The organism is Mycolicibacter acidiphilus, from assembly GCF_018455725.1.
GTDB lineage: Bacteria > Actinomycetota > Actinomycetes > Mycobacteriales > Mycobacteriaceae > Mycobacterium > Mycobacterium acidiphilum.
In genome coordinates, this window is sequence record NZ_JAHCLR010000031.1 from 1 (window position 1) to 25,292 (window position 25,292).

The window sequence follows — 25,292 nt, forward strand, 5'->3', positions numbered from 1 at the left end:
TCCGCGCCGAATTAACCTCCGGCGGCAACACCGCGTAATCCATCATCACCTCCGCCCGGAGACCGGGCGCAGACCGGCCAGCCCGAGCAATGAATCGGCCGAACGCTCAAGCGCGTCCCGTTCTTTCGCCAAATCCGCCAGCAGCTCACGCAATTTGCCGAGTTCGTCGCGCTCACTCGACGTGTGCTCACCGGTACCGGGTTGGCCAGACCGCACCGGCCTGGCCGACACGTCACCACCTTTGCTGGTCGGCCTGATCTTCTCCGCATGCGCGCCGGTGTCGGATCGACCCCCCGATCCCGGCCGGCCACTGCCTCCAGTGCTGACGACGCTGGCCACCGGCGGAACACCACCGAGCATGCCGCCTGGTGCGGCCATCCCGGCTTCCGGCAAACTCGCCGCACCCGCAGCCGGCAATACTTTCGCCGCAAGCCGAATCGTTTCGGGGCTCGTAGCCCACGTTGGTGGAACCGACAATCCACCGACCGGCATTGCGCGTCCTAGGCCCGCCGACAAACCTGATCCATAGGAGCCGGCTGAGGTGGGTGCCGATGCGCCGAGCAGCGCCTGAGCGGGAGCGACGCCGGTGGACACCGACGAGGACAGAGCGGCGCCGGCACCGCCGGCCGAGAGCGTTGCGGCAAAAGCCTTTGCGGCCGTTTCAGCACCGGCGATGGTCGGGGTGAGAAACATCAGCTCCCAGAACGAGAAACCATCCGCGCCGACCGGGAAATCTTCCCAAGCAGTCACGCTCCCGATGAACGGACCCAACGCCTTGAGAGTGGGATTGGCGGCGATTTGCTGCGCCAGTTGAGTCAGTGGCCCCGGATTTGCGGCGGCGGCGCCGGCCGGGTTGGTGGTCTGCGGCGGGGCGGTGAAGGCACTACTGCTGGGGGCGGCTGCCGCAGAGTTGGCCGCGTACGTGTACATGGCGGCAGCATCCTGGGCCCACATCTGTTGGTAGTCAGCCTGATTGGCCGCGATCGCGACGCTGTTTTGCCCGAAGACGTTGGTGCTGACCAGAGTTGTCAGTGCGGCACGGTTAGCCGTAATCACCGGTGGCGGGACGGTAGCAGCAAAAGCCGCCTCGTAGGCCGCTGCTGCGGCTCTGGCCTGGTTGGCGGTCTCGGCAGCCTGCGCGGCGGTGGCGTTCATCCACGCCGAATACGGCTTGCCGGCAGCCGCCATCGCAGCCGCCGAACTTCCCTGCCAGGGCCCGTCAGTCAGTTCGGCCAGCACCGCCCGATACGAGCCCGCCGTCGATGTCAGGGTTGCCGCCAGCCGATCCCAGCCCGCCGCCGCGGTCAACATCGGCGTCGAGCCCATCCCGGCATACATCCGTGCCGAATTAATCTCCGGCGGCAACACCGCATAATCCATCACAGCGACCCCTGCTACTCAGCTGGATGAGTTTTGCTCGGAAGCAGCTTCTTGCTGCTCGTAGTTACATTTACTTACGACCATCGCACTTAGGCCTCTGGCGCAGTCTTTATAGACATCCATCATTTCCTCTGTAGGGTTGCGACCCATTCTGAGATTCCGGAAGGCTTCTTGACGCTTCCGGCACATGACCGGTAGCACGTTTGCCTCGCGTCCGGCGGTGAGTGCGTAGAAACGGCACCCCCGTCGAACCATTCTTCAATCTCGGTTCCACACCCCTCGGCACCATTCGCAGCATCGCTGTGTGCTGAACCACTCTGGAAGACGAAAATACGTCAGCTCACATTGCGGTGTCCAAGATTAATCCCCCGTGGATTTAGACATGGGATCGATTAATCGGAGCCCACGCGCTCCTCGACCGCGGTCGAGGATGCCTCGCTCGTTCGGTGACCTCGGGCCTCCGGCAACCCTGCAACACAATGGGGTGCTCGCGAGACTGTCGGCTGCCACATAGGCTGACCGACATGCCCAACTCAGGACCGCTCTCCGGCAAGACCATGTTCATCTCCGGCGCCAGCCGCGGCATCGGGTTGGCGATCGCCAAGCGCGTCGCCGCCGACGGCGCCAACGTCGCACTGGTCGCCAAGACCGCGGAACCGCACCCGAAGCTGCCCGGCACCGTCTACACCGCGGCGAAGGAGATCGAGGAGGCCGGCGGGCAGGCGCTGCCGATCGTCGGCGACATCCGCGACGGCGACTCGGTGGCCGCGGCCGTCGCGGCGGCCGTCGAGCAGTTCGGCGGCATCGACATCTGCGTCAACAATGCCTCGGCGATCAACCTGGGCACCATCCTCGAGGTCCCGCTGAAGCGCTTCGACCTGATGAACGGCATCGAGGTGCGCGGCACCTACGCGGTGTCGCAGGCCTGCATCCCGCACATGATCGGGCGGGCGAACCCGCACATCCTGACGCTGTCCCCGCCGGTCCGGCTGGAGTCGGAGTGGCTCAAGCCGACCGCCTACATGATGGCCAAGTTCGGGATGACGCTGTGCGCGCTGGGCATGGCCGAGGAGCTGCGCGAGCACGGCATCGCCTCCAATGCGCTGTGGCCGCGCACGCTGATCGCCACTGCCGCGGTGCAGAACCTGCTCGGCGGTGACGAGGCGATGGCCCGGTCCCGCAAGCCCGACGTGTACGCCGACGCCGCCTACGCGGTGCTGACCAAGCCGGCGGCCGAGTACACCGGCCACGCACTGCTCTGCGAGGACGTGCTGCTCGCCTCGGGTGTCACCGACCTGTCGGTGTACGACTGCGTGCCGGGCTCGGACCTCGGCGTGGACCTGTGGGTGGACACCGTCAACCCGCCGGGGTACGTGCAGCCCTAAGAACAGGGCATGCGCGTCACCGGTCGAGTGGCAGCGTCAGCCGGAAACTGGCGCCGCCGTCATGGTCCAGGCAGGCCAGTTCACCGCCGTGCGCTCCGGCCAGGGCGCGGGCGATCGGCAGGCCCAGCCCGGCGCCGCCGTGGTCGCGTCCGCGCGCGTTGTCCAACCGCACCAGCCGGTTGAAGATCCGCTGCCGATCCTCGGCGGCGATGCCGATCCCGGTGTCGGTGACGGTTACCTCGGCGCTCGCCCCGCTGCGCGCGACATCGACGCTGATCCGGCCGCCGGGCGGGGTGTAGCGGCGCGCGTTGTCGAGCAGATTGGACAGGATCTGCGTCAGCCGGGTCGGATCCACCCGCACCGGCAGCGCGGCCAGCCCGGTGCGCTCGATGTTGAGCTGCGGGGCCAGCATCGCGGCCCGATCGACCTCATTGGTGACGATCCCGACCAGGTCGGTGTCGCGCAGTTCCAGCGGCATCCCGGCGTCGATGTAGCTCAGATCGAGCATGTCGGCGACCAGCCGGGTGGCCCGTCGGGCATCGGAGAGCAGCAGCGTCGCGCGCCGGTGCTGGCGGCGGGCCGCATCCTCGCTCGGCGCCACCCCGCCCTGGTCGATGTTGCTGATGATCTGTTCGGCGGCGGCCTGGATGCCCGCAATCGGGGTGCGCAGTTCGTGTGCGGCGTCGGCCAGGAACCGGCGCACCTCCGCCTCGGCGTGCTGCGCTTTCTCCGCGGCGTCCTGCGCCCGGTGCTCGGAATCCTCCAGCGCGTCCAGCATGTCGTCGAAAGCGGTTGCGGCCCGGCCCAGTTCGGTGTCGACCCGGTCCGGGTGCAGCCGCCGGCCCCGATCGCCGGTGGTGATGTCACGCGCCAGTTCGGTGAACCGCTTCAGCGGCGAAAGCGTCACCCGGCTGGCCAGGACCAGCAGTGCGGCCGCCACCAGCAGGGTGGTCAGTCCGGTGCCGATCATCAGCCGCCGCAACCGGTTCAGGGTCGCGGTCGCCTCGGTGGTGTCGGCGACCAGGATCACCCGGCCGCCGTCGGCCAGCGGATGCACCAGCACGGTGGCGGTGTCGTCGGGCTCCAGCGGCGGCGGCGCCAGACTCGACCCGGTGGTGGCGTCGGGTTCGATCGCCGGGTCGCCGTAGGTCCTGCCGTCGGCGGTGACCACCAGCGCGCCCACCACCCCGCCGTTGAGCTGTTCGGCCACCTTGTCCGGCGGAATGTGCAGTGCCACCAGGGAATCGGCACGCGCCGTCGCGGAGTCCAGCCGCTGATGCAGGCTGCGGTTGGCCTGCCGCTCCAGGGTGATGTCGATGACGATCCCGACCGCCACCAGCAGCACCGCCAGCAGCCCCACCACCATCACCGCCAGCCGGCGCCACAGCGACGGCGTCGCGGTGAACACCCCGGGCGCCGCCGGCACCGGAGTCACGAATCCCTCTGCAGTTGCAGGCGATACCCGATGCCGCGAACGGTGTGCAGAACACGCGGGCCGTGCGCCTCCAGTTTCTGCCGCAGGCCGCTGATGTGCACCTGCACCAGGTTGGGGTCGTAGGCCTCGTAACCCCACACCGCGTTCAGGATCTGGGTGCTGCTGACGATCCGGCCGCGCTGTTCGACCAGGTACACCAGCACCCGCAGTTCGGTGGCCGTCAGGTTCAGTTCGCTGCCGGCCCGCGAGGCCACCCCGGCGTCGACGTCGACCATCAGGTCGCCGAACTGCACCACCGCGGGCAGTCGCCCGCGTCGGCGCAGCACCGCACCGACCCGAGACACCAGTTCGGCGAGTTCGAACGGCTTGACCACGTAGTCGTCGGCGCCGCCGTCCAGGCCGCGCAGCCGGTCCGGCAGGCCGTCCCGCGCGGTGAGCAGCACGATCCCGACCTCCCCCCAGCGCAGGATCACGTCCATCAGGGCGAACCCGTCGCGGCCCGGCAGCATCACGTCCAGCACCACCAGATCCGGCCGGAACCCGTCCAGCACCTCCTCCAGGCCGGCGCCGTCGGGCTGGGTGTCGGTGAGGTACCCGGCGTCGGCCAGCGCCTCGCTGACCATCTCCCGGATCGTCTCGGAGTCCTCCACCACCAGCACCCGCGGGGTGCCCACGCTGAAGGTCTCGGCGCCCCGCCGATTCCCGGCGGTGGAATCAACCATGACCCATTGTTAGCACTGCGGCCCCGCGGCGCGGCGGAGACGCCCTGTCGATGTCGCCGCGGTCACAATTCGGCTTCTTCAGGTTCACTTCAAGTTCACTGTTTACCGTCTGGTTCACCGACAACCGTCGGCGCGCGCCCGCTGCCCGCGGTGCGGTCGAACATCCCCCCACTCGCAGCCGACACCGGATCGAGATTGAGCAGCAATGGATTTCGCAGCATTACCACCGGAGGTCAACTCGGGCCGCATGTACGCCGGCGCCGGGTCGGGACCGATGCTGGCCGCTGCGGCGTCCTGGGACGCGCTCGCCGTGGAACTGCACACCGTCGGGCTGGCCTACGAATCGGTGATCGCGGAGTTGAACAACGGCTGGCTGGGCCCCAGTGCCGCCCTGATGGCCGCCGCCGCCGCACCCTACGCCGAGTGGATGCGGGCCACCTCCGCCCAGGCCGAGCAGACCGCCATGCAGGCCAAGGCCGCGGTCGCCGCCTACGAGTCGGCGTTCGCGATGACGGTGCCACCGCCGGCGGTCGCCACCAACCGCAGCCAGCTGACGTCGCTGCTGGCGAGCAACTTCCTCGGCCAGAACACTCTCGCGATCGCCGCCACCGAAGCCCAGTACGCGCAGATGTGGGCCCAAGACGCCGCCGCCATGTACGGCTACGCCTCCGCGTCCGCATCGGCCTCCCGACTGACCCCGTTCACCCAGCCGCCGCAGACCACCAACCAGGCCGGATCGGCGAACCGGGCCGCCGCGGTCGGGCAGGCCGGGGCCGCCGCGGCCGGCAGCAACGGCGAGAGCGTGATGTCGGCGCTGACCCAGGCTCTGCAGGGCCTGACGATGCCGGGCGTCGGGGAGACGTCCGGCCTGTTCAGCGCCGCCGGATCGGCGGCCGCGCTCTCACCGGCGATGCTGGCGTCGCTGACCGGCCTCGGGGTGGACCTGTTCGGGACGTTCGTGATCGACTCCGCCGGCACCTTCGGCTTCGACGTGATCGGCACGTTCGGCATCGACATGATCGGGGTCGGCGAGATCGGCAGTGAACTGCTGCCCGCGGTCGGCCTGATCAACTCGACGACGCCGGTCGCGGCCGGGTTGGGCGAGGCCGCGTCGCTGGGCCGGCTGTCGGTGCCGCCGGCGTGGGCGACCGCCGTCCCCACCGTCATCCAGCAGGTGAACACGGCGCTGCCGACGGCCGGGGCGGCCGCGGTGCCGGCCGTGGCCGCGGGCGAGACGGCGATTCCATTCGCGGAGATGGCCACCGCCGGGGTCGCCGGGCGGGCCACCGCCGGGATCGGCCGGGGCGTCGGGCGCGGTAGTGCGAGTCGGCCGGCGGCCGCCGCCTGCAAGCAACCGGCGGTCGCGAAGGTGGTGCTGCGCTCCGACGAGGAGAAGGAACCGCCCGCGCCGTCGCACCGCCCGCTGAACGGCCCGATCACCCGGATCTCCGGTGAACTTCGTGAACTCGCCGACCTGCGCGACGCCGGGATCCTCACCGACGAGGAGTTCACGCAGGAGAAGCGCCGCCTGCTCGGCAGGTGAGACTCATGGACTTCGCACTGTTGCCACCGGAGGTCAACTCGGGGCGGATGTATGCCGGGGCCGGTGCCGGTCCGCTGCTGGCGGCGTCGGCGGCCTGGGATGCGCTGGCCGCGGAGCTGCAGACGATGGGCGCGGCCTACGATTCGGCGCTCGCCGAACTGGCGACCGGCTGGTCGGGCCCGAGCGCGGTCCGGATGGCGTCCGCAGCCGCACCGTACGCGCACTGGATGCACGTCACTTCCGAGCAGGCCGAGCACACCGCCGGGCAGGCCCGGGCGGCCGTGGCCGCCTACGAGTCGGCGTTCGCGATGACGGTGCCGCCGCCGGTGATCGCCGCCAACCGCAGCCTGCTGATGACGCTGGTGGCGACGAACTTCTTCGGCCAGAACACCGCCGCGATCGCGGCCACCGAAGCGCACTACGCGCAGATGTGGGCCCAAGACGCCACCGCGATGTACACCTACGCTGCCGGCGCCGCCGCGGCGACTCGGCTGGCCCCGTTCAGCGCGCCGCCCAAGACGACCGATTCGACGCCGCAGCATTCGGTCGCCGCTCCGGCCGTCGGGCAGGCCGCCGGGCTGCTCGGCACCGTCCTGGAGGTCCTCACCGAGCCGACCGTGCTGGTCGACTTCCTCGGGATGGGCGGCGACGCGCTCGGCAGCTTCGGGGTGGACCTGGCCGGCCCGTTCGGTTTCGGGTTGGCCGGGATCGGCGAGATCGGCGAGGGGCTGCTGCCGTTCGAGGAGCTCAGCGAACTGGCCGGCGCGGTGGCCCCGTCGGCCGCCATGGGCGACGGGGTGCTGGTCGGCAGCCTGAGCGTGCCGCAGTCCTGGGCGTCGAGCGCACCGATGATGCTCCGCAACGCCACGCTGCCGCTGTCGGCGGCGGGCACGGCCGGTTCCGGGATCGCGGCCGCGGAGGCGGCGGTGCCGTTCGCCGAGATGGCCGGGGCCGGGCTGGCCGGGCGCGCCAGCGCGTCGCTGGGTTCCGGCGTCCGGGCGGGCGAACCGACCCGCCGGCTGGCGGTGCCCGAGCGCAAGCCGACGTCGCCGGTGGATCTGCCGGAGTTGCCGGCGGTCTCGGCGTTCGGGCTGCTGATGGGCGCCGACGTGGAATTGCGGGAGCTGGCCGAACTGCGCAGCGCCGGGATTCTCACCGACGACGAGTACGCCCAGCAGAAGCGCCGCCTGGTCAACCGCTAGAACAGTCCAGCCGCCGCGGGGTGCGGCGCTTCGAGCAGTTCCGGCCCGTTGTTGCGCACGCCGTTGACCAGGGTGGACACCTCGCGCAGTTCGATACCGCCGATGTCCGGCGGGCGCGTCAGCAACGCCGCCACCGCCCCGTCGGCCGGTGCATCCGGGTCCAGCCAGCTGTCCCAGTCGTCCGCGGGCACGATCAGCGGCATCCGGTCGTGGACGTCCGCCAGCGCTCCGACCGCGTCGGTGGTGATGATCGTGCAGCTCAGCAGTGGTGGGGTGGCCCCGCCTGCTGGGTTTTTCCATACCGACCACAGCCCGGCCATGAACAGCGTCGCGCCGTCGGCGCGGTGGATGTAGAACGGCGTCTTGCGGGTTTTGCGCCCCGCCGGGGTGGCCGGTTCGGCCCGCCACTCGTAGAAGCCGTCCATCGGGACCAGGCAGCGCTTGTGCTGCACCGCGGACCGGAACACCGGGGAGGTCGTGACCCGGTCGGCGCGGGCGTTGATCGGCTGCGGCCCCTTGGCCGCCGGCGCGCCGTCCGGGCCGGCCTTGGCCCACGGCGGCACCAGCCCCCAGCGCATCAGCCGGACCCGCCGGGTCGGCTCGTCGCCGGGCTCGGTGTGCCGGCTGACCACGGTCGTGATGTTCGCGGTGGGCGCCACGTTGTAGTTCGCCTGGTAGTCGCCGGCCGTCGCGGGTACTTCACTGACGGCCCGGATCTGCTCGGCCAGCAGGGCCGGATCGGTGGTCATCGCGAAACGCCCGCACATGCCTCCATGGTGGCAGAAATACACCGACCGGCGATGATGGAGCGGTGAACACCTGGCCGGCCCCGACCGTCACCGCCCCCGTCGACGCGACCGTCACCGTGCCCGGCTCGAAATCCCAGACCAATCGGGCGCTGCTGCTGGCCGCGCTGTCTGCCGCACAGGGCGGCTCCGGTGCGGGGACCGCCACCCTGACCGGGGCGCTGCGCAGCCGTGACACCGACCTGATGATCGACGCGCTGCGCGCCCTGGGCCTGCTCATCGACGGGCCCGGCACCGATCTGACCGTCGGCGGCGCCCTGTCCCCCGCCCCGGGCGCCCGGGTGGACTGCGGGCTGGCCGGCACCGTACTGCGGTTCGTGCCGCCGCTGGCCGCGCTGGGCGGCGCCACGGTGACGTTCGACGGCGACGAGCAGGCCCGCGCCCGCCCGATCGCCCCGCTGCTGGCCGCGATGCGCGCCCTGGGCATCGACGTCGACGGCGACGGGCTGCCGTTCCGGGTGCACGGCATCGGGTCGGTGTCCGGTGGGACGGTGCAGATCGACGCCTCGGCGTCATCGCAGTTCGTCTCCGGGCTGCTGCTGGCCGGTGCGTCGTTCGACGACGGGCTGACCGTCGTACACACCGGTGCGACCCTGCCGTCCGCCCCGCACATCGCGATGACGGTGGCGATGCTGCGCCAGGCCGGGGTCGATGTCACCGCCGACACCGCCGCCAGTCGCTGGCGGGTGCGGCCCGGCCGGGTCGCGGCGCGGCACTGGGCGATCGAGCCGGATCTGTCCAATGCGACGCCGTTCCTCGCGGCGGCGGCACTGACCGGCGGCACGGTGCGGGTGACCGGATGGCCGGCGACGAGCGTACAACCCGCCGACGACATCCTCGACGTGCTGATGCTGACGAAATCGGTGGTGACGCTTACCGGCTCACACCTGGAGCTGCGCGGGTCGGGCGCCTACCCGGGCTTCGACGTGGACTTGCGGGCGGTCGGCGAGCTGACGCCGACGGTCGCCGCGCTGGCGGCGCTGGCCGAACCGGGATCGGTGTCCCGGCTGACCGGCATCGCCCATCTGCGCGGCCACGAGACCGACCGGCTGGCGGCGCTGAGCACCGAGATCAACGCCCTGGGCGGTGACTGCGCCGAGATCCCCGACGGCCTGGTGATCACCGCGCGGCCGCTGCACGGTGGCGTCTGGCACGCCTACGCCGACCATCGGATGGCCACCGCGGGCGCGATCATCGGCCTGCGGGTGCCCGGGGTCGAGGTGGATGACATCGCGACCACCGCGAAGACCCTGCCCGGTTTCGTCGGGCTGTGGTCAGCGATGCTGGCCGGCGAGGACTGCGCCCCTTGAGGTTCGACCGCTACGACGAGTCCGACGTCAAGGTCCGCTCCGGACGGGGGTCGCGGCCGCGGACCAAGATCCGCCCCGAGCACGCCGATGCGCGACCGGCGATGGTGGTCAGCGTCGATCGCGGCCGCTGGGGCTGCGTGCTGGACGGCGATCCGGAACACCAGATCACCGCGATGCGCGCCCGCGAACTGGGCCGCACCCCGATCGTCGTCGGCGACGACGTCGACGTGGTGGGTGACCTGTCCGGGCGGCCGGACACGCTGGCCCGCATCGTCCGGCGCGGCCCGCGCCGCAGCGTGCTGCGGCGCACCGCCGACGACACCGACCCGACCGAGCGGGTGGTGGTCGCCAACGCCGACCAGTTGCTGATCGTCGTCGCACTGGCCGACCCGCCGCCGCGCACCGGACTGGTGGACCGCGCGCTGATCGCGGCCTACGCCGGCGGCCTGGCGCCGGTGGTGTGCCTGACCAAGACCGACCTGGCGCCCGCCGAGCCGTTCGCCGCGCAGTTCGCGGACCTGGATCTCACGGTCGTCACCGCCGGCCGCGACGACCCGCTCGACGCCGTCGCCCCGCTGCTGGACTCGCGGGTGACGGTGCTGCTGGGCCACTCCGGGGTCGGCAAGTCCACCCTGGTGAACCGTCTTGTGCCGCAAGCCGATCGGGCGGTCGGCGAGGTCACCGGCATCGGCCGGGGCCGGCACACCTCGACGCAGTCGGTGGCGCTGCCGCTGACCGGGTCGGGCTGGGTGATCGACACCCCCGGCATCCGCTCGTTCGGCCTGGCCCACATCGCCCCCGACGACGTGCTACTGGCGTTCTCCGATCTGGCCGAGGCGATCGGCGAATGCCCGCGCGGCTGTGGGCATTCCGGTCCGCCCGCCGACCCCGAGTGCGCGCTGGACACGCTGACCGGTCCGGCCGCGCGCCGCGCCGAGGCCGCCCGGCGACTGCTGGCGGTGCTGCGGGAGCCGTGAGGGCTCAGGCGGCGAGATCGTCGGGACGGCGGTCGCGCCGCCAGGCGCGGGCGGCGGCGATCGCGGTCTTCAGCCCACGCCGGCGGCCGGTCACCGGGTCCGCCCCGGCGTACTCCGGCCCCAGGTCGGCGAACATCCGCTCGCTGCGGGTCTCCGGGGCGTCGTCGGCGGTGTCGGTCAGGAAACGGTCCGGCAGTGACAGTTTCGCGATGGTCCGCCAGGTCTTGCCGTACTGCACCAGGAACGGGCCGGTGGTGTAGGGCAGGTCGTACTTCTCGCAGACCGCGCGCACCCGCACGGCGATCTCCTCGTACCGGTTGCTGGGCAGGTCCGGGTAGAGGTGGTGTTCGATCTGGTGGCTCAAGCTGCCGCTCATGAACCGCATCGCCGGCCCGGCGTCGATGTTAGCGCTGCCGAGCAACTGCCGCAGGTACCACTGGCCACGGGACTCGCCGGCCATGTCGGTCTTGGTGAATTTCTCTGCGCCGTCCGGGAAATGGCCGCAGAAGATGATCGCGTTCGCCCACACGTTGCGGATCACGTTGGCGATCGCGTTGGCCTTACACGTCGAACCGAAGGTCGCGCCGGGCGACAGCGACGTCAGCGCGGGGAACGCGACGTAATCCTTGAACACCTGCCGGCCGGCTTTGCCGGAGAACTCCCGCAGCCGGACCAGCGTCGCCTGCCGGTCCGACCGGCCCTTGAAGATCTTCCCGATCTCCAAGTGCTGCAACGCGACTCCCCACTCGAAGAAGACCGCCAGCATCGCGTTGAAGAACACGTTGAACATGTTGAACGGCTTCCACGGCACGTCGCGGGTGACCCGCAGCAGGCCGTAGCCCACGTCGTCGTCCATGCCGAGGATGTTGGTGAACTTGTGGTGCATGAAGTTGTGCGTGATCCGCCAGTGCTTGCTGGACCCGGCCATGTCCCATTCCCAGCCGGTGGAGTGCACCTCCGGGTCGTTCATCCAGTCCCACTGGCCGTGCATGGCGTTGTGGCCGATCTCCATGTTCTCGATGATCTTGGCCAGACCCAGCGTCGCCGTCCCCGTCCAGAACGCCGTGCGGCGCGAACTCGCGGCCAGCAGCACCCGGCCGGTCACCTCCAGCGCGCGCTGGGCGGCGATGGTGCGGCGGATGTAGCGGGCATCACGCTCGCCGCGCGACGCTTCGATGTCGGCGCGGATGGCGTCGAATTCGGCGCCCAGCTCATCGATGTCGGCGGCGGTCAGGTGCGCGAACACCTCGACGTCGGTTACCGCCATCAGACCGCCTTCCGTAAGCCTTGCACTGAGCCCTGAACCGGGCCTCGAATCAAGCGACGCAATACTAACCTACGATTCCGTAGGTTACTAACCGGTAACCGATCAGACGTCCAGCGTGCAGTCGCCGGCCGCGGCGCAGACACACGTCTGGATGCGACTTCCCGGCTCGTGCTCGGCGCCGTTGCGCAGGTCACGGACGTGTCCGTCGACCAGCTCGACCACGCAGGACTGGCAGATGCCCATCCGGCAGCCGAACGGAAGCTGCACCCCGGCCCCCTCGCCGGCCTCCAGCAGCGTGGTCGCGGCGTCGGCGGCGACGCTCTTGCCGCTACGACCGAAGGTGACGGTGCCCCCGCCGTCCGCCGCCACCGTGCGGACCGCGGCGAACCGCTCGACGTGCAGCCGGTCGGTGATCCCGGCCTGCGCCCAGAGCCGCTCGGCATCGGCGAGCAGCGCCCCCGGCCCGCACGCCCAGGTCTGCCGGTCACGCCAGTCGGGCACCTCGGCGTCGAGGGTCCCCGGGCCGCTCAGGTCGAGCCGGCCCTGATCGCGGGTGGTGCGCAGGACCAGCCGGTAGCCCGGGTGATCCCGGTGCAGCGCAGCGAGTTCGTCGGCGAACAGCGCATCGTCGGCGGTGGGCGCCGAGTGCACGTGGATGACGTCGGTGATTCCCCCGCGCCGGGCCAGGGTGCGCAGCATCGACATCACCGGGGTGATCCCGGAGCCGGCGGTGAGGAACAGCACCGTGGCCGGCACCGGATCGGGCAGCACGAACTCACCCTGCGGCGCCGCCAGCCGGACGATGGTCCCCGGGTCGACGCCGTCCACCAGGTGACTGGACAGGAATCCCTCCGGCATCGCCTTGACCGTGATCGTGATCGTGCGCGACCGGCCCGGTTCGGTGGTCGGTGGCGACGTCAGCGAATAGGACCGCCACCGCCACCGCCCGTCGACGAGCAGCCCGATCCCGATGTACTGCCCGGGGGCGTAGTCGAAGTGGAAACCCCAGCCGGGCTTGATGACCAGCGTCGCGGAGTCCTCGGTCTCCCGGTGTACCGCGAGCACCCGGCCGCGTAGTTCCCGCGCCGACCACAGCGGGTTGGCCAGCCGCAGATAGTCGTCCGGCAGCAGCGGGGTGGTGATCCGGGTTGCGATGCGCCGCACCGCGTTCCAACCGGGATGCCGGTCGGCGCCGACGACCGTCGGTCGCTTGGTGTCGCCGACGTTGGCGTTGATCGCCTGGTATTTCCTGACCACTGAAGAATTCCTGCCCACTACCGGAGAATGATTGAACCTACGGTAGCGTAACTTCGCTCGATCGCCATCAGAGCAGGTCGAGCAGGAACGGCAGCTCCTGGGTGGCGTACCAGGCCAGGTCGTGATCCTGGGCATCGCCGACGGTGAGCTCGGCATCCTCGTCACCGAGGTCGGCGTCGTCGATCACCGCCATCGCGGCGAGCACCGCCGGCTCCGCGGCCGCGGTGTCGACGTACGCGGCGACCACATCGGCCAGCGGCACCGACCCGGCCAACCGGACGACCGCGGTGTCCAGGTCCGGGCGCACCTCGACCTGTTCGACGTCGGCCACCAGCACCGCCCGCCGCACCGGCGGCGCGGCAGCGCCGGGCTCGGGCTCTTCCCCGCCGAGCAGTCGCAGCGACGCCAGTGCCGCCTCACCGAGGGCGACCTCGGCCAGTTCGTCGTCGTCGCCGGTGGCGTACGCCTCACGCAGCGCCGGGGTCACCGCGAACGCGGTCCCGCTGACCGGCCGAAGCGATCCGTCGGCGACCAGCCTGGCCAGCAGGTCCAGGGTCGCCGGAATGTAGACGCGCATGAGCTCAGACCCTAACCGGCAGCAAGGCGGCCCGCGTAGTCGTCGACGTAGTTGTAGAGCCCGCGGTCCGGGCGCTGGTAGTCACCGGTCACCACCGGAGCCGACGGCAGCGTCACCTTCTCGTGCGTCACCTCGCCGTACGGGATCGTCGACAGCAGGTGCGCCATCATGTTCAGCCGGGCATGCTTTTTGATCTCGGATTCCACGACGTACCAGGGGCTGGTCGGCACGTCGGTAGCCGCCATCATCTCGTCGCGGGCCCGGGAGTAGTCCTCCCAGCGGTACACCGCCTCGGTATCCATCGGGCTGAGCTTCCACTGCCGGCGGGGATCGTTGCGCCGCTTGGCGAACCGCCGCAGCTGTTCGGCCTGCGACACCGAGAACCAGTATTTGCGCAGCAGAATCCCGTCGTCGATGAGCAGCCGCTCGAAGACGGGGGTCTCGGTCAGGAACCGCGAATGCTCCTCGGCGGAGCAGAAACCCATCACCTTCTCCACCCCGGCCCGGTTGTACCAGGACCGGTCGAACAGGGTGATCTCCCCCGCCGTCGGCAGGTGCGCGACGTAGCGCTGGTAGTACCACTGGCCGCGTTCACGCTCGGTCGGCGCCGGCAGCGCCGCCACCCGGGCGACCCGCGGGCTCAGATACTCGGTGATCCGTTTGATCGTGCCGCCCTTGCCGGCGGCGTCGCGCCCCTCGAATAGCACCACCACCCGGGCCCCGGTGTGCCGGACCCACTCCTGCAGCTTCACGAATTCCGTTTGCAGGCGCAGCAATTCGGACTCATACACCCGGTTCCGCAGCTTGCTCACTTGGCGGCCTCCAGCAGTTCGGCCAGCGCCTCGTCCAGCAGCGCCGGCGCCATCGCGACATCGCTCATCGCCTTGCGATCGGCGTTGACGCCGTAGTACAGCGTCCCGTTGTAGGACGTCACCCCGATCGTCAGCGCCTTGTTGGGCAGCAGCGGCGGCACGCTGTAGGTCTCCAGCAGCTTCGCGCCGCAGACGTACAGCTGCCGTTGCGCGCCAGGCGCATTGGTGATCAGCAGGTTGAACACCCGGCCGGTGAACCCCGCAAAACCGGTGGCCACCCGCACCCCCATCGCGTGCAGGGTGGGTGGCGCGAAACCCGAGACGGTCAGGATCGTCCGGGCGTCCACCCGGTCCGTCGGGGTCGGGTGCGATTCGGTGGCGTAGGCGATCTGGGACAGCCGGATCACCGGATTCGGTTCTCCCACCGGCAGATCCACCAGGAACGGCGCCACCGCCCCGATCGGCTGACTCTGCCCGGCGTTGTCGTGGTGGTCGGGCCCCACCGACAGCGGCGCCATCGCCCGCACGGTCCGCGTCGAGGCGACCGGCTCACCGCGCGACAGCAGCCAGTTGCGCAGTGCGCCGGTGATCACCGCGAGCACGACGTCGTTGATGTCGCAGTCGTAGCGGGCCCGCACCGCCCGGTAGTCGTCCAGCGCCCCGTGCGCCACCGTGAACAGCCGGTTCTGGGACACCTGGGTGTTCATCGGCGTGTGCGGCGCGGTGCCGCGGGCGATCGCGCGCGCGGCGTCGACGGCCTGACGACCCACCCAGGCCAGCGGACCGGACCCGATCGCCATCTCGGCGATGTTGGACCCGACCGCCCGCAGCTGGGTCCGCGGGGTGGTCACCCAGTCCCCGACCGCGCCGAGCACCAGTTCCGCGGTGCCCGGCTCGCGCCGCGGCACCCAGATGTCCTCGTCGAACGCCGGCGGGCGCTGCGTCCGGTCGACGATCACATGCCCGATCGCCGGTGCGGCCATCCCGTTGATCAGCGCCTGATGCGACTTGATGTAGAGCGCGACCCGGTGATCGGCCAGCCCCTCGATCAGGTACATCTCCCACAGCGGCCGGTGCCGGTCGAACGGCTGCTGGCCCAGCTGGGCGATCAGCTCGTGCAACTGCCGGTCGCTGCCCGGCGACGGCACCGCCAGGTGCCGGACGTGGTAGGTGACGTCGAAATCGTGGTCGTCGACCCAGACCGGCCGGGCCAGACTCATCGTCACTTCGCGGATCTTCTGCCGGTAGCGCGGCGTCTGCGGCAGCCGCTGCTCCACGGTTTCCAGCAGCCGCTCATAGCTCAGGCCACCGCGCGGGCTGCGCAGGATGTACAGCGACTGCACGTACATCGGGGTGGTCGTGTTCTCCAACCGGTAGAAAGTCGCATCCGACGCCGACAGCCGGTTCACCATCGCCGCCCGTCCTCCCTGCCGATTCCATCCGGACGACCCGGCCCCCAATACTTCTGACCGTCACGGTAGCCGCTCAGATCAGGCGTACCACACGCGGATACGGCCGACGCGGCTTTGTGCGATGATCGCTGCAGCGTCCGCCACTCTCCAGCGGGCCCGTGTGATCCGACCGAGCCTGGAGAGTTGACCGTGCCCCTCGATTACCGTTCCGCCGCCCCGTCGTCCGCCCCCGCGGTCACCCCCGTCGCCGACTACGAACCGCCCGCAAGCACCGATGCACACCACCGGCCGTCCGGCCCGCTGCGGCACCTGCGGGGGCACTCCGCCGCGGCGCGCCCGCACCGACCCGGGCACCTCTCGCTGCCGCCGCCGCTGCAGTCGGCGGCCGTGTTCGCCGACGCGGCGCTGCGCCGGGTGCTGGAGGTCGTGGACCTGCGCCGGCCGCCGGCGCACCTGCGCCCGCTGCTCACCGCGGACCTCGCCGAATCGGTGCTGTCACGCCGGCCGGTCGGCGACGCGGCGGCCGACCCGGCGACGCTGCAGCGGCTGCGCGTGCAGGCGGTCACGTCGTGCCGCCCGGCGACGGCCGTGGAGGTGTTCGGCACCTACCGGCGCGGCCGGCGGGTGCATGCGCTGGCCGGCCGCGTGCAGCGGGTGCCCGACGGACCGGGCTGGCAGCTGGTCGCCCTGCACATCGGCTGACCGGGTGGGTCAGCGTTTGCGCAGCTTGGAGCCGCGGCCCTCCTTGCGTGCCGCCTCGCGGCGCTCCCGGCGGCTGGTGCCGGCGGACTCCAGGTCGGCGCTGTCGCGCCGCACCTCGGCGGAGCCGTCCTCGGCCGGCCCGGAATAGGTCAGCCCGCGTGCTCCGTCGGCGCCATCGGTGCCGTTGGCGCCTTTGGCCCGCACCCCACCGCCGTTGGACCCGGAGTTCCCCAGCTTCGCCAGCCCCTCGGGGGCGGCCTGCGGCGTCACCGCCGGCGCCGGGGCGGCCTCCACGGCGACGTTGAACAGGAACCCGACCGACTCCTCCTTGAGCCCGTCGAGCATGCCGGTGAACATGTCGTAGCCCTCGCGCTGGTATTCGACCAGCGGGTCGCGCTGCGCCATCGCGCGCAGCCCGATGCCCTCCTTGAGGTAGTCCATCTCGTAGAGGTGCTCGCGCCACTTGCGGTCGATGACGCTCAGCAGCACACCGCGTTCCAGTTCCCGCATGGCGCCCTGGCCGCCGATCCCGTCCACCTCGGCCTCCCGTTGGGCGTAGGCGCGTTCGGCGTCGACGAGCAGCGCCTCCAGCAGTTCCTCACGGCTCAGGTCGTCGGCTTCGCCGACCTCGTCGGCGTGCAGCAGTTCGTGGTAGTCGATCTCGACCGGGTACAGCGTCTTCAGCGCGGTCCACAGCTGCTCGAGATCCCAGTCCTCGGCGTAGCCCTCCGCGGTGGCGCCCTCGGTGTAGGCGGTGATCACGTCGGTGAGCATGTCGTGGGCCTGCTCGGCGAGGTTCTCCCCGTCGAGGATGCGCCGGCGCTCGGCGTAGATGACCTTGCGCTGCTGGTTCATCACCTCGTCGTACTTGAGGACGTTCTTGCGGATCTCGAAGTTCTGCTGCTCGACCTGGGTCTGCGCGCTCTTGATCGCGCGGTTGACCATCTTCGCCTCGATCGGCACGTCGTCCGGCAGATTCAGCCGGGTCAGCAGCGATTCCAGTGCGGCGCCGTTGAATCGGCGCATCAACTCGTCGCCCAGCGACAGGTAGAACCGGGATTCGCCGGGGTCGCCCTGCCGGCCGGACCGGCCGCGCAACTGGTTGTCGATCCGCCGCGACTCGTGCCGCTCGGTGCCCAGCACGTACAGCCCGCCGGCCTCGATGACCTCCTTGGCCTCGGCGGCCACCTCGTCCTTGATCTTCGGCAGCAGCTCGTCCCAGGCCGCCTCGTACTCCTCGGCGGTCTCCACCGGGTCCAGTCCCTTGGCCCGCAGCCGGTCGTCGGTGAGGAAGTCCGGGTTGCCGCCGAGCACGATGTCGGTGCCGCGGCCGGCCATGTTGGTGGCCACCGTGACCGCGCCGCGCCGGCCCGCCTCGGCGACGATGTGCGCCTCCCGCTCGTGGTGCTTGGCGTTGAGCACGTTGTGCGGGACACGGCGCTTGGTCAGCTGCTTGGACAGGTACTCGGAGCGTTCCACGCTGGTGGTGCCGATCAGGACCGGCTGGCCCTTCTCGTAGCGCTCGGCGACGTCGTCGACGACCGCGAGGAACTTGGCCTCCTCGGTCTTGTAGATCAGGTCGATCTGGTCGGTGCGCGCCATCGGCCTGTTGGTCGGGATCGGCACCACGCCGAGCTTGTAGATCTCATGCAGCTCAGCGGCTTCGGTCTCGGCGGTGCCGGTCATGCCGGCAAGCTTCTCGTAGAGCCGAAAGTAGTTCTGCAGGGTGATGGTGGCCAGCGTCTGGTTCTCGGCCTTGATCTCGACGCGCTCCTTGGCCTCGATGGCCTGATGCATGCCTTCGTTGTAGCGCCGGCCCACCAGCACGCGGCCGGTGAACTCGTCGACGATGTACACCTCGCCGTCCCGGACGATGTAGTCCTTGTCGCGGGCGAACAACTCCTTGGCCTTGAGCGCGTTGTTGAGATAGCTGACCAGCGGCGAGTTGGCGGCCTCGTAGAGGTTGTCGATGCCGAGCTGGTCCTCGACGAATTCCACCCCGAGCTCGTGCACGCCGACGGTGCGCTTGCGGATGTCCACCTCGTAGTGGACGTCCTTCTCCATCAGCGGCACGATCCGGGCGAACTCGGTGTACCAGTTGGAGCTGCCGTCGGCCGGGCCGGAGATGATCAGCGGGGTGCGGGCCTCGTCGATCAGGATCGAGTCGACCTCGTCGACGATCGCGAAGTTGTGCGGCCGCTGCACCAGCTGGTCCAGCGAGTGCGCCATGTTGTCGCGCAGGTAGTCGAAGCCGAACTCGTTGTTGGTGCCGTAGGTGACGTCGGCGGCGTAGGCGACCCGGCGTTCCTCGGGGGTCATGTGCGACAGGATCACCCCGACCTCCAGGCCGAGGAACCGGTGCACCCGGCCCATCCACTCGCTGTCGCGCTTGGCCAGGTAGTCGTTGACGGTGACGACGTGCACGCCCTTGCCGGAGATCGCGTTGAGGTAGGCCGGCAGCACACAGGTCAGGGTCTTGCCCTCACCGGTCTTCATCTCGGCGACGTTGCCGTAGTGCAGCGCGGCGCCGCCCATCAGCTGCACCTGGAACGGCCGCTGGCGCAGCACCCGCCACGCCGCCTCGCGGGCCACCGCGAACGCCTCCGGCAGCAGGTCGTCGAGGGATTCGCCGCCGGCGTGGCGCTCGCGGAACTCGTCGGTCTTGCCGCGCAGTTCGTCGTCGGAGAGCTTCTCGACGTCGTCGGAGAGGGTGTCGATGTAGTCGGCGACCTTGCGCAGCCGTTTGACCATCCGGCCTTCACCAAAACGAAGCAACTTGGACAGCACGGCTATGTCCCCATCTCAGATGTCAGTCTTCTCCCATTGCGAGCGCCACCCATGGTAGGTGACACCCCGCCGAAGCCCGACAACACCGCCGCGTCGGTTTCGCGCCGGGTTTATGCGGCGCCCCCAGTGTCGCCTCTCCTTCGTCGAGGCTCGCTGAACCGCCGGATCAGGTCAGCCGGATCAGCCCGTAGTCGTAGGCGCGCCGGCGGTACACCACCGACGGCCGGTTGGTCTGCTCGTCGTGGAAGAGGAAGAAGTCGTGACCGACCAGTTCCATCTCGTAGAGCGCGTCATCGACCGACATCGGGGTGGCGGTGTGCTCCTTGGTGCGCACGACGCGGCCCGGCTCGTAGTCGTTGCCGGTGCCGTCCCGGTGGTCTGGTTCGGCGGTGCCGTCCCGATTGAACGCGGCGGCGATCAGCTCCGGATCGACCGCGACGGCCCCGGTCGCCTCGGCCACCGACACCGGTGTCTTGTCCCCGTAGGAGACGTTGCGGCGGTCCTTGCTGCGCCGCAAGCGACCCTCGAGCCGGTCGATGGCCGCCTCGAACGCGGCGTAGAAGCTGTCGGCGCGGGCCTCCCCGCGCACCGCCGGGCCGCGGCCGTGGGCGGTGATGTCGATCTGCTGGCAGGACTTGCGCTGTCGGCGGTTGTTCGCGTGCTTGAGTTCGACGTCGAAGAGCCGGATGGACCGGTCCAGCCGCTCCAGGCGGGCCAGCTTCTGCGCCACGTAAACCCGGAAATGGTCCGGGATTTCGACGTTGCGGCCCTTGACCACGATCTCCGCGCCGGCCGACGCGTCGAGGGCCTCGTCGGCCTCCGCCGGTGACTGACTGGTTTCCACGAATTGACTTGCCATGCTCGACACTCTTCTCTCGTTCGTCTCGACCACGCTGTTCTCGGGTTCCCTTGATGACGACCGTAGCCCGTACCGGCGGGTGCGTGCCACCGGTTTGGCCGAGTCGTTGCCGGTTGTCGATCCGGTTTGCTGCCCGCGCGCGGGGGCGCCCGCCGCCGGGCCGTTCACGCCGCCGCGATCACCAGTGCGGCCGTCACCGGCACGCCAGCGGATCGCAGCACCCGGACCGATTCGGCGAGGGTGGCGCCGGTGGTGACGACGTCGTCGACGAGTACGACGTCACCGGGCGGGGTGCCGAACCGGGCCAGCCGGCGCCGGCGGGGCAGCACCCGGCCGGCGACGTTGCGTTCCCGGGCGCCGCTGCCCAGGCCGACGGAGTCGCGGGCCAGCGCCCGCATCCGCAGCACCGGCAGCACGGTCACACCGGGGTGGCGGGCCGTCGCCGCTGCGGCGATCCGGGTCACCGGGTCCCCACCGCGACTGCGCGCCGCCGCACTGCGGGTCGGCGCCGGGATCAGGGCCAGCGGCTCGTCGAGCAGGCCCCAGGTCAGCAGTCGGTGCAGCCCGGCGGCGAGCGCCAGCGCCAGCGGGGCGATCAGATCCGCCCGGCCGTGCTCCTTCGCCGCGATGATGGCCTGCCGGCGGGCCCCGGCGTAGCGACCGAGAGCGAACACCGGCACCTGGGGGTCCAGCCGGGGACTCACCAGCCGCGGCTCGCCCGGCCCGACGGTCAACTGCCCGGCGCAGGCCGCGCACCACCGGGTGCCCGGGCGACCGCAGCCGCCGCACTGCCGGGGCAGGACCAGGTCCAACATCCGTCCGAGTCTGCCCCCGGCCACCGACAGCGTCGTCCCGGTCAGCGGAACCGCCCGTCGCGCCCGAGCCGCACCGCGGTTAGCGTCCCGGCCGGATCACCACGAGAGGGGAATCGGCAGATGGCGGAGCTCGACGGAAAGGTCGCGCTGGTCACCGGCGCCGGCCAGGGGGTGGGCCTGGGCATCGCGACGGCGCTGGCCGAGCGCGGCGCGCGGGTGGCGCTGGTCGGCCGGACCACGGCCAAGGTCGAGGCCGCGGCGGCGGGCATCCCCGGCGCGGCGGCGTTCACCTGCGACGTGAAGGACCCGGCCGCGATCACCGCGACCGTGGCCGGCGTCGTCGCCGCGTTCGGGCGGCTCGACATCCTGGTCAACAACGCCCAGGAGGTGCCGCTGGGCACGCTGCTCGACGTCGATGACGCGGCCTTCGAAGCCGGGTTCGACTCCGGTCCACTGGCCGCGTTCCGGTTCATGCGGGCCTGCCACCCGCACCTGCGCCGCGGCAGGGACGCCGACAGCACGGTGATCGTCAACCTGACCAGTTCGGCGACCCGGCGCTGGGACATGGCCGGCTACGGCTGCTACGCGGCGGTCAAGCAGGCCGTCGTCTCACTGACCCGGGCGGCCGCCGCGGAGTGGGGCGTCGACGGCATCCGCGCGCTGGCGATCGCCCCGCACGCCGAGTCGCCCGGACTGAAGTGGTGGATCGAGCACAACCCGGCCGAGGCGGAGGCGTTCTTCGCGACGATCCCGCTGCGCCGCCTCGGCGACTGCCGCACCGACATCGGCAACGCGGTGGCCGCGCTGTGCGGGCCCGACTTCGGCTACCTCACCGGCGCGGTCGTCCCGCTCGACGGCGGCCAGGCGAACTTCAGCTGACCTCCCGGCGGGGGCTCACTGCCCGGCCAGGTCCGCCGACAGGTCGGCGACCTCGGCGCCGTCCGGGTCGCGCACCTCGACGACGGGTTCGGGCCGATCGTCGAACTCTAGGCGCAGCGCCCGGCAGATGGTGGCGTGCATGTCGTACATGCAGGTGATGTACGTCAGTTCCATGATCTGCCGGTCCGGCAGGTGCGCCTGCAGCACCGCGAACACCTCGTCGGCAACCCGGCCGCCGTCGTAGACCAGCCCGTCGGTGTAGGCCAGCACCGCACGCTCCAGCGCCGAGAACTCGTCGCTGACCTGCCAGTGCGGCAGTGCGGCGATCTTGGGCTCGGCCATGCCCAGCGACCGCATCTGCTTGCAGTGCTGGGAGAAGACGAACTGGCTGCCGCGGGCGTAGCCGGCGCGGGCCTGGCCGAGCTCGCGCAGCAGCGGGTCGAGCTCCGCGTTGCGGTACAGCGCGAAGCCCCGCACCGCGTGCCCGAACACCTCCGGCGACTGGGCGAACACCGTCCACCAGTCGCCGGGGGTGCCGTGCACGGTGCCGTGGTCGACGGCCGGATCGCGGTCGGCACCGAACAGCCGGTCGTAGAAGAACAGGATCTTCTCGTCGGTGACCTCGGCACGCGGGATCTCACGGAGTCGGGGCATTGCTGGAATCCTTTCCGACCGTAGCCAGCGGTCTACTACGCTATGTCGTATTGCTGAGTCAAGGAGGCACGCCAATCGTGACGGTAAACCCGCCAAGAGGCACCCGTGAAATCGATAACAAATCTGCGAATAATTCGCAGCGCCCCTGCTAGCGTGCCGATTCATGACAACCACGCCGACCGCGTCCGGGGCTTCCACGCCCGGATCCCCCACTGAATCCGACGGCTCCACAGCGCTGGTCGGCAAAGGCTGGGCTCAGGGCGTCGCCCTGGTGATGATCTTCGGCTTCCTGGTGATGGGCATCCTGGCCGTCCGCACCTACACGGCGTCGATGCCGCTGCCGGACAAGGTCGTCAGCGAGTCCAACCAGGAGCTGTTCACCGGCGCCGACATCACCGCCGGCCAGGAGCTGTTCCAGGCCCGCGGTCTGATGCAGTACGGCTCGGTGCTGGGCCACGGCGCCTACCTGGGGCCGGACTACACCGCCGAGTACCTGCGACTGGCCACCGACAACGTCGCCGACCAGTGGCGCGCCCAGGGGCTGGCCGACCCGCACGACATGGTGGTCGCGGAGTTCCGGACGAACCGCTACAACGCCGACACCAAGACGGTGGTGTTCACCGAGAAGCAGACCCGCGCGTTCGCCGACATCGAGAAGCACTACGCGGAGTACTTCGGCGAGGACTCCACCAAGTACGGCCTGCTGCCGCACATGATCACCGACCCGACCGAGATCCGCGACCTGACCGCGTTCTTCGCCTGGACGGCGTGGGCGTCGGCGGCCGAGCGGCCCGGCCACGCCTACAGCTACACCAACAACTGGCCGGCTGAGCCCCGCGTGGACAACGGCCCGACCGGCTCGGTCGTGGTGTGGTCAGTGCTGTCGCTGATCGTGCTGCTCGGCGGCATCGGGATCATGTTCACCGTCTACGGCCGGTGGAGCCAGAACATCGGCTGGCACGGCGCCGAGATGGGCCGGCTGTCGTTCAAGCAGCCCGGCGAGGTGCCGCTGACCCGCTCGCAGCGCGCCGCGATCTGGATCTTCGCCGTCGTCGCCCTGCTGTTCCTGGGCCAGACCCTGCTCGGCGGGGCCGTCGAGCACTACCGCGCCGACCTGAGCGCGTTCTACGGCATCGACCTGGCCAAGATCCTGCCCTACAACCTGGCCCGCACCTGGCACCTGCAACTGGCGCTGTTCTGGACCGCCGCGGCGTTCCTGGCCGGCGGAATCTTCCTGGTGCCGTTCATCACCCGCCGCGAACCGAAGGGCCAGTCGGTGCTGGTCTACTCGTTGCTCGGCGCACTGGCCCTGGTGGTGTTCGGCTCGATGGCCTTCGAGGCGCTGTCGATCTTCGGCGTGATCAAGCCCGGCAGCCCGCTGGCTCAGCAGTGGGAGTTCCTCGACCTGCCGCGGGTGTTCCAGGTGCTGCTGATCGTCGGGCTGTTCCTCTGGATCTTCATCATCTGGCGCGGGATGCGCGCGAAGCTGAAGACCACCTCGAAGATGAACCTGCCGTGGCTGTTCTTCTTCACCGGCCTGGCCATCCCCACCTTCTACGCGGTCAGCCTCCTGGCCGGGACCGAGACGCACTTCTCGGTGGCCGACTTCTGGCGGTTCTGGATGGTGCACCTGTGGGTGGAGGACTTCCTGGAGCTGTTCACCACCGCGATGGTCGCGTACATGTTCGTCCAGCTCGGCGTGGTCCGGGAAAAGGTCGCGCTGCTGGTGATCTTCCTCGACATCATCCTGTACTCCGCCGGCGGCGTGATCGGCACGATGCACCACCTGTACTTCTCCGGCACACCGGTCGAGCACATGGCGCTGGGCGCGTTCTTCTCCGCGGCCGAGGTGATCCCGCTGACCTTCCTGACCGTGGAGGCCTGGGCGTTCCTGCAGCTCGGTGCGCGCGACGAGGCCGGTGGCGACAAGAACTTCCCGGCCCGCTGGGCGGTGATGTTCCTGGTGGCCGTCGGGTTCTGGAACTTCCTGGGCGCCGGTATCTTCGGCTTCCTGGTCAACCTGCCGGTGGTGTCCTACTACGAGATCGGCACCGCGCTGACCGCCAACCACGCGCACGCCGCGATGTTCGGGGTCTACGGCATGCTCGCGGTGGCGCTGGCGATGTTCGCCTTCCGCTACGTCATCCCGGCCGACAAGTGGCCGCACAAGGCCGCCCGGATCTCGTTCTGGGGCATGAACATCGGCTTGGCGTGGATGGTGTTCGTGACGCTGCTGCCGCTGGGTGTGCTGCAGTTGTTCCACTCGGTCAACGCCGGGTACTTCGAGGCCCGTTCGCTGGGCTACATCACCAAGCCCGGCAACGCGGTGCTGGAGTGGCTGCGGCTGCCCGGTGACCTGATCCTGATCATCGCCGGCGTGCTGCCGTTCTGCTGGATCGCCTGGACGGCGCTGCGCAACTTCCGCGCCGGCTCGACGGTCGACGAACTGCCGGACGACGTGCTGTACACCGAGACCGTCGCCGGCTCGGCTTCCGCAGCGAAGGAGTGACG

21 protein-coding genes are annotated in these 25,292 nt (G+C 70.3%); 8 read left to right on the forward strand and 13 right to left on the reverse strand.

Annotation, left to right across the window (positions count from 1 at the left end; genetic code table 11):
* Positions 1–45: 45 nt before the first annotated feature.
* Positions 46–1,380 carry a PPE family protein gene (locus tag KIH27_RS14700; protein ID WP_214093707.1) on the reverse strand — a complete coding sequence of 445 codons (1,335 nt, stop codon included), beginning with the start codon at positions 1,378–1,380 and terminating at the stop codon, positions 46–48.
* Positions 1,381–1,904: 524 nt separating this feature from the next.
* Here KIH27_RS14700 and KIH27_RS14705 point away from each other — a divergent pair.
* On the forward strand, positions 1,905–2,765 hold the full coding sequence (locus KIH27_RS14705; RefSeq protein WP_214093708.1) for an SDR family oxidoreductase: 861 nt from the start codon (positions 1,905–1,907) through the stop codon (positions 2,763–2,765).
* A gap of 16 nt (positions 2,766–2,781) precedes the next feature.
* On the opposite strand, the gene KIH27_RS14710 is transcribed toward KIH27_RS14705, so the two are convergent.
* Positions 2,782–4,131 (reverse strand): sensor histidine kinase, encoded by a 1,350-nt coding sequence (locus KIH27_RS14710; protein ID WP_214093735.1) that lies wholly within the window; start codon positions 4,129–4,131, stop codon positions 2,782–2,784.
* Positions 4,132–4,196: 65 nt separating this feature from the next.
* Positions 4,197–4,922 (reverse strand): response regulator transcription factor, encoded by a 726-nt coding sequence (locus tag KIH27_RS14715; RefSeq protein WP_214093709.1) that lies wholly within the window; start codon positions 4,920–4,922, stop codon positions 4,197–4,199.
* A gap of 205 nt (positions 4,923–5,127) precedes the next feature.
* Here KIH27_RS14715 and KIH27_RS14720 point away from each other — a divergent pair, with 205 nt between their 5' ends.
* Positions 5,128–6,465, forward strand: a complete 1,338-nt coding sequence (locus KIH27_RS14720) for a PPE family protein, SVP subgroup (RefSeq protein WP_214093710.1) — start codon at positions 5,128–5,130, stop codon at positions 6,463–6,465.
* 5 nt (positions 6,466–6,470) lie between these two features.
* Positions 6,471–7,667 (forward strand): PPE family protein, SVP subgroup, encoded by a 1,197-nt coding sequence (locus tag KIH27_RS14725; RefSeq protein WP_214093711.1) that lies wholly within the window; start codon positions 6,471–6,473, stop codon positions 7,665–7,667.
* On the opposite strand, the gene KIH27_RS14730 is transcribed toward KIH27_RS14725, so the two are convergent.
* Positions 7,664–8,434 carry an SOS response-associated peptidase gene (locus KIH27_RS14730; protein ID WP_214093712.1) on the reverse strand — a complete coding sequence of 257 codons (771 nt, stop codon included), beginning with the start codon at positions 8,432–8,434 and terminating at the stop codon, positions 7,664–7,666. The two genes, KIH27_RS14725 and KIH27_RS14730, sit on opposite strands and share 4 nt — an antisense overlap.
* A gap of 44 nt (positions 8,435–8,478) precedes the next feature.
* Here KIH27_RS14730 and aroA point away from each other — a divergent pair, with 44 nt between their 5' ends.
* Both aroA and rsgA read left to right on the forward strand, forming a co-directional pair.
* A complete protein-coding gene (gene aroA, locus KIH27_RS14735) occupies positions 8,479–9,783 on the forward strand; it encodes a 3-phosphoshikimate 1-carboxyvinyltransferase (RefSeq protein WP_214093713.1) in 1,305 nt (434 codons plus the stop codon).
* Positions 9,780–10,760 carry a ribosome small subunit-dependent GTPase A gene (gene rsgA, locus KIH27_RS14740; RefSeq protein WP_214093714.1) on the forward strand — a complete coding sequence of 327 codons (981 nt, stop codon included), beginning with the start codon at positions 9,780–9,782 and terminating at the stop codon, positions 10,758–10,760. The genes aroA and rsgA overlap by 4 nt, the downstream gene beginning before the upstream one ends.
* 4 nt (positions 10,761–10,764) lie before the next feature.
* On the opposite strand, the gene KIH27_RS14745 is transcribed toward rsgA, so the two are convergent.
* The 5 genes from KIH27_RS14745 to KIH27_RS14765 form a co-directional block, all read right to left on the reverse strand.
* Positions 10,765–12,027: a fatty acid desaturase family protein gene (locus tag KIH27_RS14745; protein ID WP_214093715.1), complete on the reverse strand. Its 1,263-nt coding sequence runs from the start codon at positions 12,025–12,027 to the stop codon at positions 10,765–10,767.
* Between the two features lie 102 nt (positions 12,028–12,129).
* Entirely contained in the window at positions 12,130–13,284 is a 1,155-nt protein-coding gene (locus KIH27_RS14750) for a ferredoxin reductase (RefSeq protein WP_214093716.1), read from the reverse strand.
* A 67-nt stretch (positions 13,285–13,351) separates the two neighbouring features.
* On the reverse strand, positions 13,352–13,861 hold the full coding sequence (locus KIH27_RS14755; RefSeq protein WP_214093717.1) for a DUF6912 family protein: 510 nt from the start codon (positions 13,859–13,861) through the stop codon (positions 13,352–13,354).
* Positions 13,862–13,872: 11 nt separating this feature from the next.
* A complete protein-coding gene (gene ppk2, locus KIH27_RS14760) occupies positions 13,873–14,673 on the reverse strand; it encodes a polyphosphate kinase 2 (RefSeq protein ID WP_214093718.1) in 801 nt (266 codons plus the stop codon).
* Positions 14,670–16,085 (reverse strand): WS/DGAT/MGAT family O-acyltransferase, encoded by a 1,416-nt coding sequence (locus tag KIH27_RS14765; RefSeq protein WP_214093719.1) that lies wholly within the window; start codon positions 16,083–16,085, stop codon positions 14,670–14,672. Before KIH27_RS14765 ends, ppk2 begins: the two co-directional genes overlap by 4 nt.
* A 189-nt stretch (positions 16,086–16,274) precedes the next feature.
* Between KIH27_RS14765 and KIH27_RS14770 the strand changes: the two genes are divergently transcribed.
* On the forward strand, positions 16,275–16,787 hold the full coding sequence (locus tag KIH27_RS14770) for an Rv3235 family protein (protein ID WP_214093720.1): 513 nt from the start codon (positions 16,275–16,277) through the stop codon (positions 16,785–16,787).
* Between the two features lie 9 nt (positions 16,788–16,796).
* Here the strand turns inward: KIH27_RS14770 and secA are convergent, their stop codons facing one another.
* From secA to KIH27_RS14785, 3 genes are all read right to left on the reverse strand, one after another.
* Positions 16,797–19,574: a preprotein translocase subunit SecA gene (secA, locus tag KIH27_RS14775; RefSeq protein ID WP_214093721.1), complete on the reverse strand. Its 2,778-nt coding sequence runs from the start codon at positions 19,572–19,574 to the stop codon at positions 16,797–16,799.
* 166 nt (positions 19,575–19,740) lie between these two features.
* Complete coding sequence (hpf, locus tag KIH27_RS14780; RefSeq protein ID WP_214093722.1) at positions 19,741–20,433, reverse strand: ribosome hibernation-promoting factor, HPF/YfiA family; 693 nt, start codon at positions 20,431–20,433, stop codon at positions 19,741–19,743.
* A gap of 164 nt (positions 20,434–20,597) precedes the next feature.
* Positions 20,598–21,248 (reverse strand): ComF family protein, encoded by a 651-nt coding sequence (locus KIH27_RS14785; protein WP_214093723.1) that lies wholly within the window; start codon positions 21,246–21,248, stop codon positions 20,598–20,600.
* A 120-nt stretch (positions 21,249–21,368) separates the two neighbouring features.
* On the opposite strand from KIH27_RS14785, the gene KIH27_RS14790 reads away from it, so the two are divergent.
* A complete protein-coding gene (locus KIH27_RS14790; RefSeq protein ID WP_214093724.1) occupies positions 21,369–22,127 on the forward strand; it encodes an SDR family NAD(P)-dependent oxidoreductase in 759 nt (252 codons plus the stop codon).
* Positions 22,128–22,142: 15 nt separating this feature from the next.
* On the opposite strand, the gene KIH27_RS14795 is transcribed toward KIH27_RS14790, so the two are convergent.
* Entirely contained in the window at positions 22,143–22,781 is a 639-nt protein-coding gene (locus tag KIH27_RS14795; RefSeq protein ID WP_214093725.1) for a carboxymuconolactone decarboxylase family protein, read from the reverse strand.
* A 274-nt stretch (positions 22,782–23,055) separates the two neighbouring features.
* Here KIH27_RS14795 and KIH27_RS14800 point away from each other — a divergent pair, with 274 nt between their 5' ends.
* Positions 23,056–25,290: a nitric-oxide reductase large subunit gene (locus tag KIH27_RS14800; protein WP_250150179.1), complete on the forward strand. Its 2,235-nt coding sequence runs from the start codon at positions 23,056–23,058 to the stop codon at positions 25,288–25,290.
* The last annotated feature ends 2 nt before the right edge of the window (positions 25,291–25,292 follow it).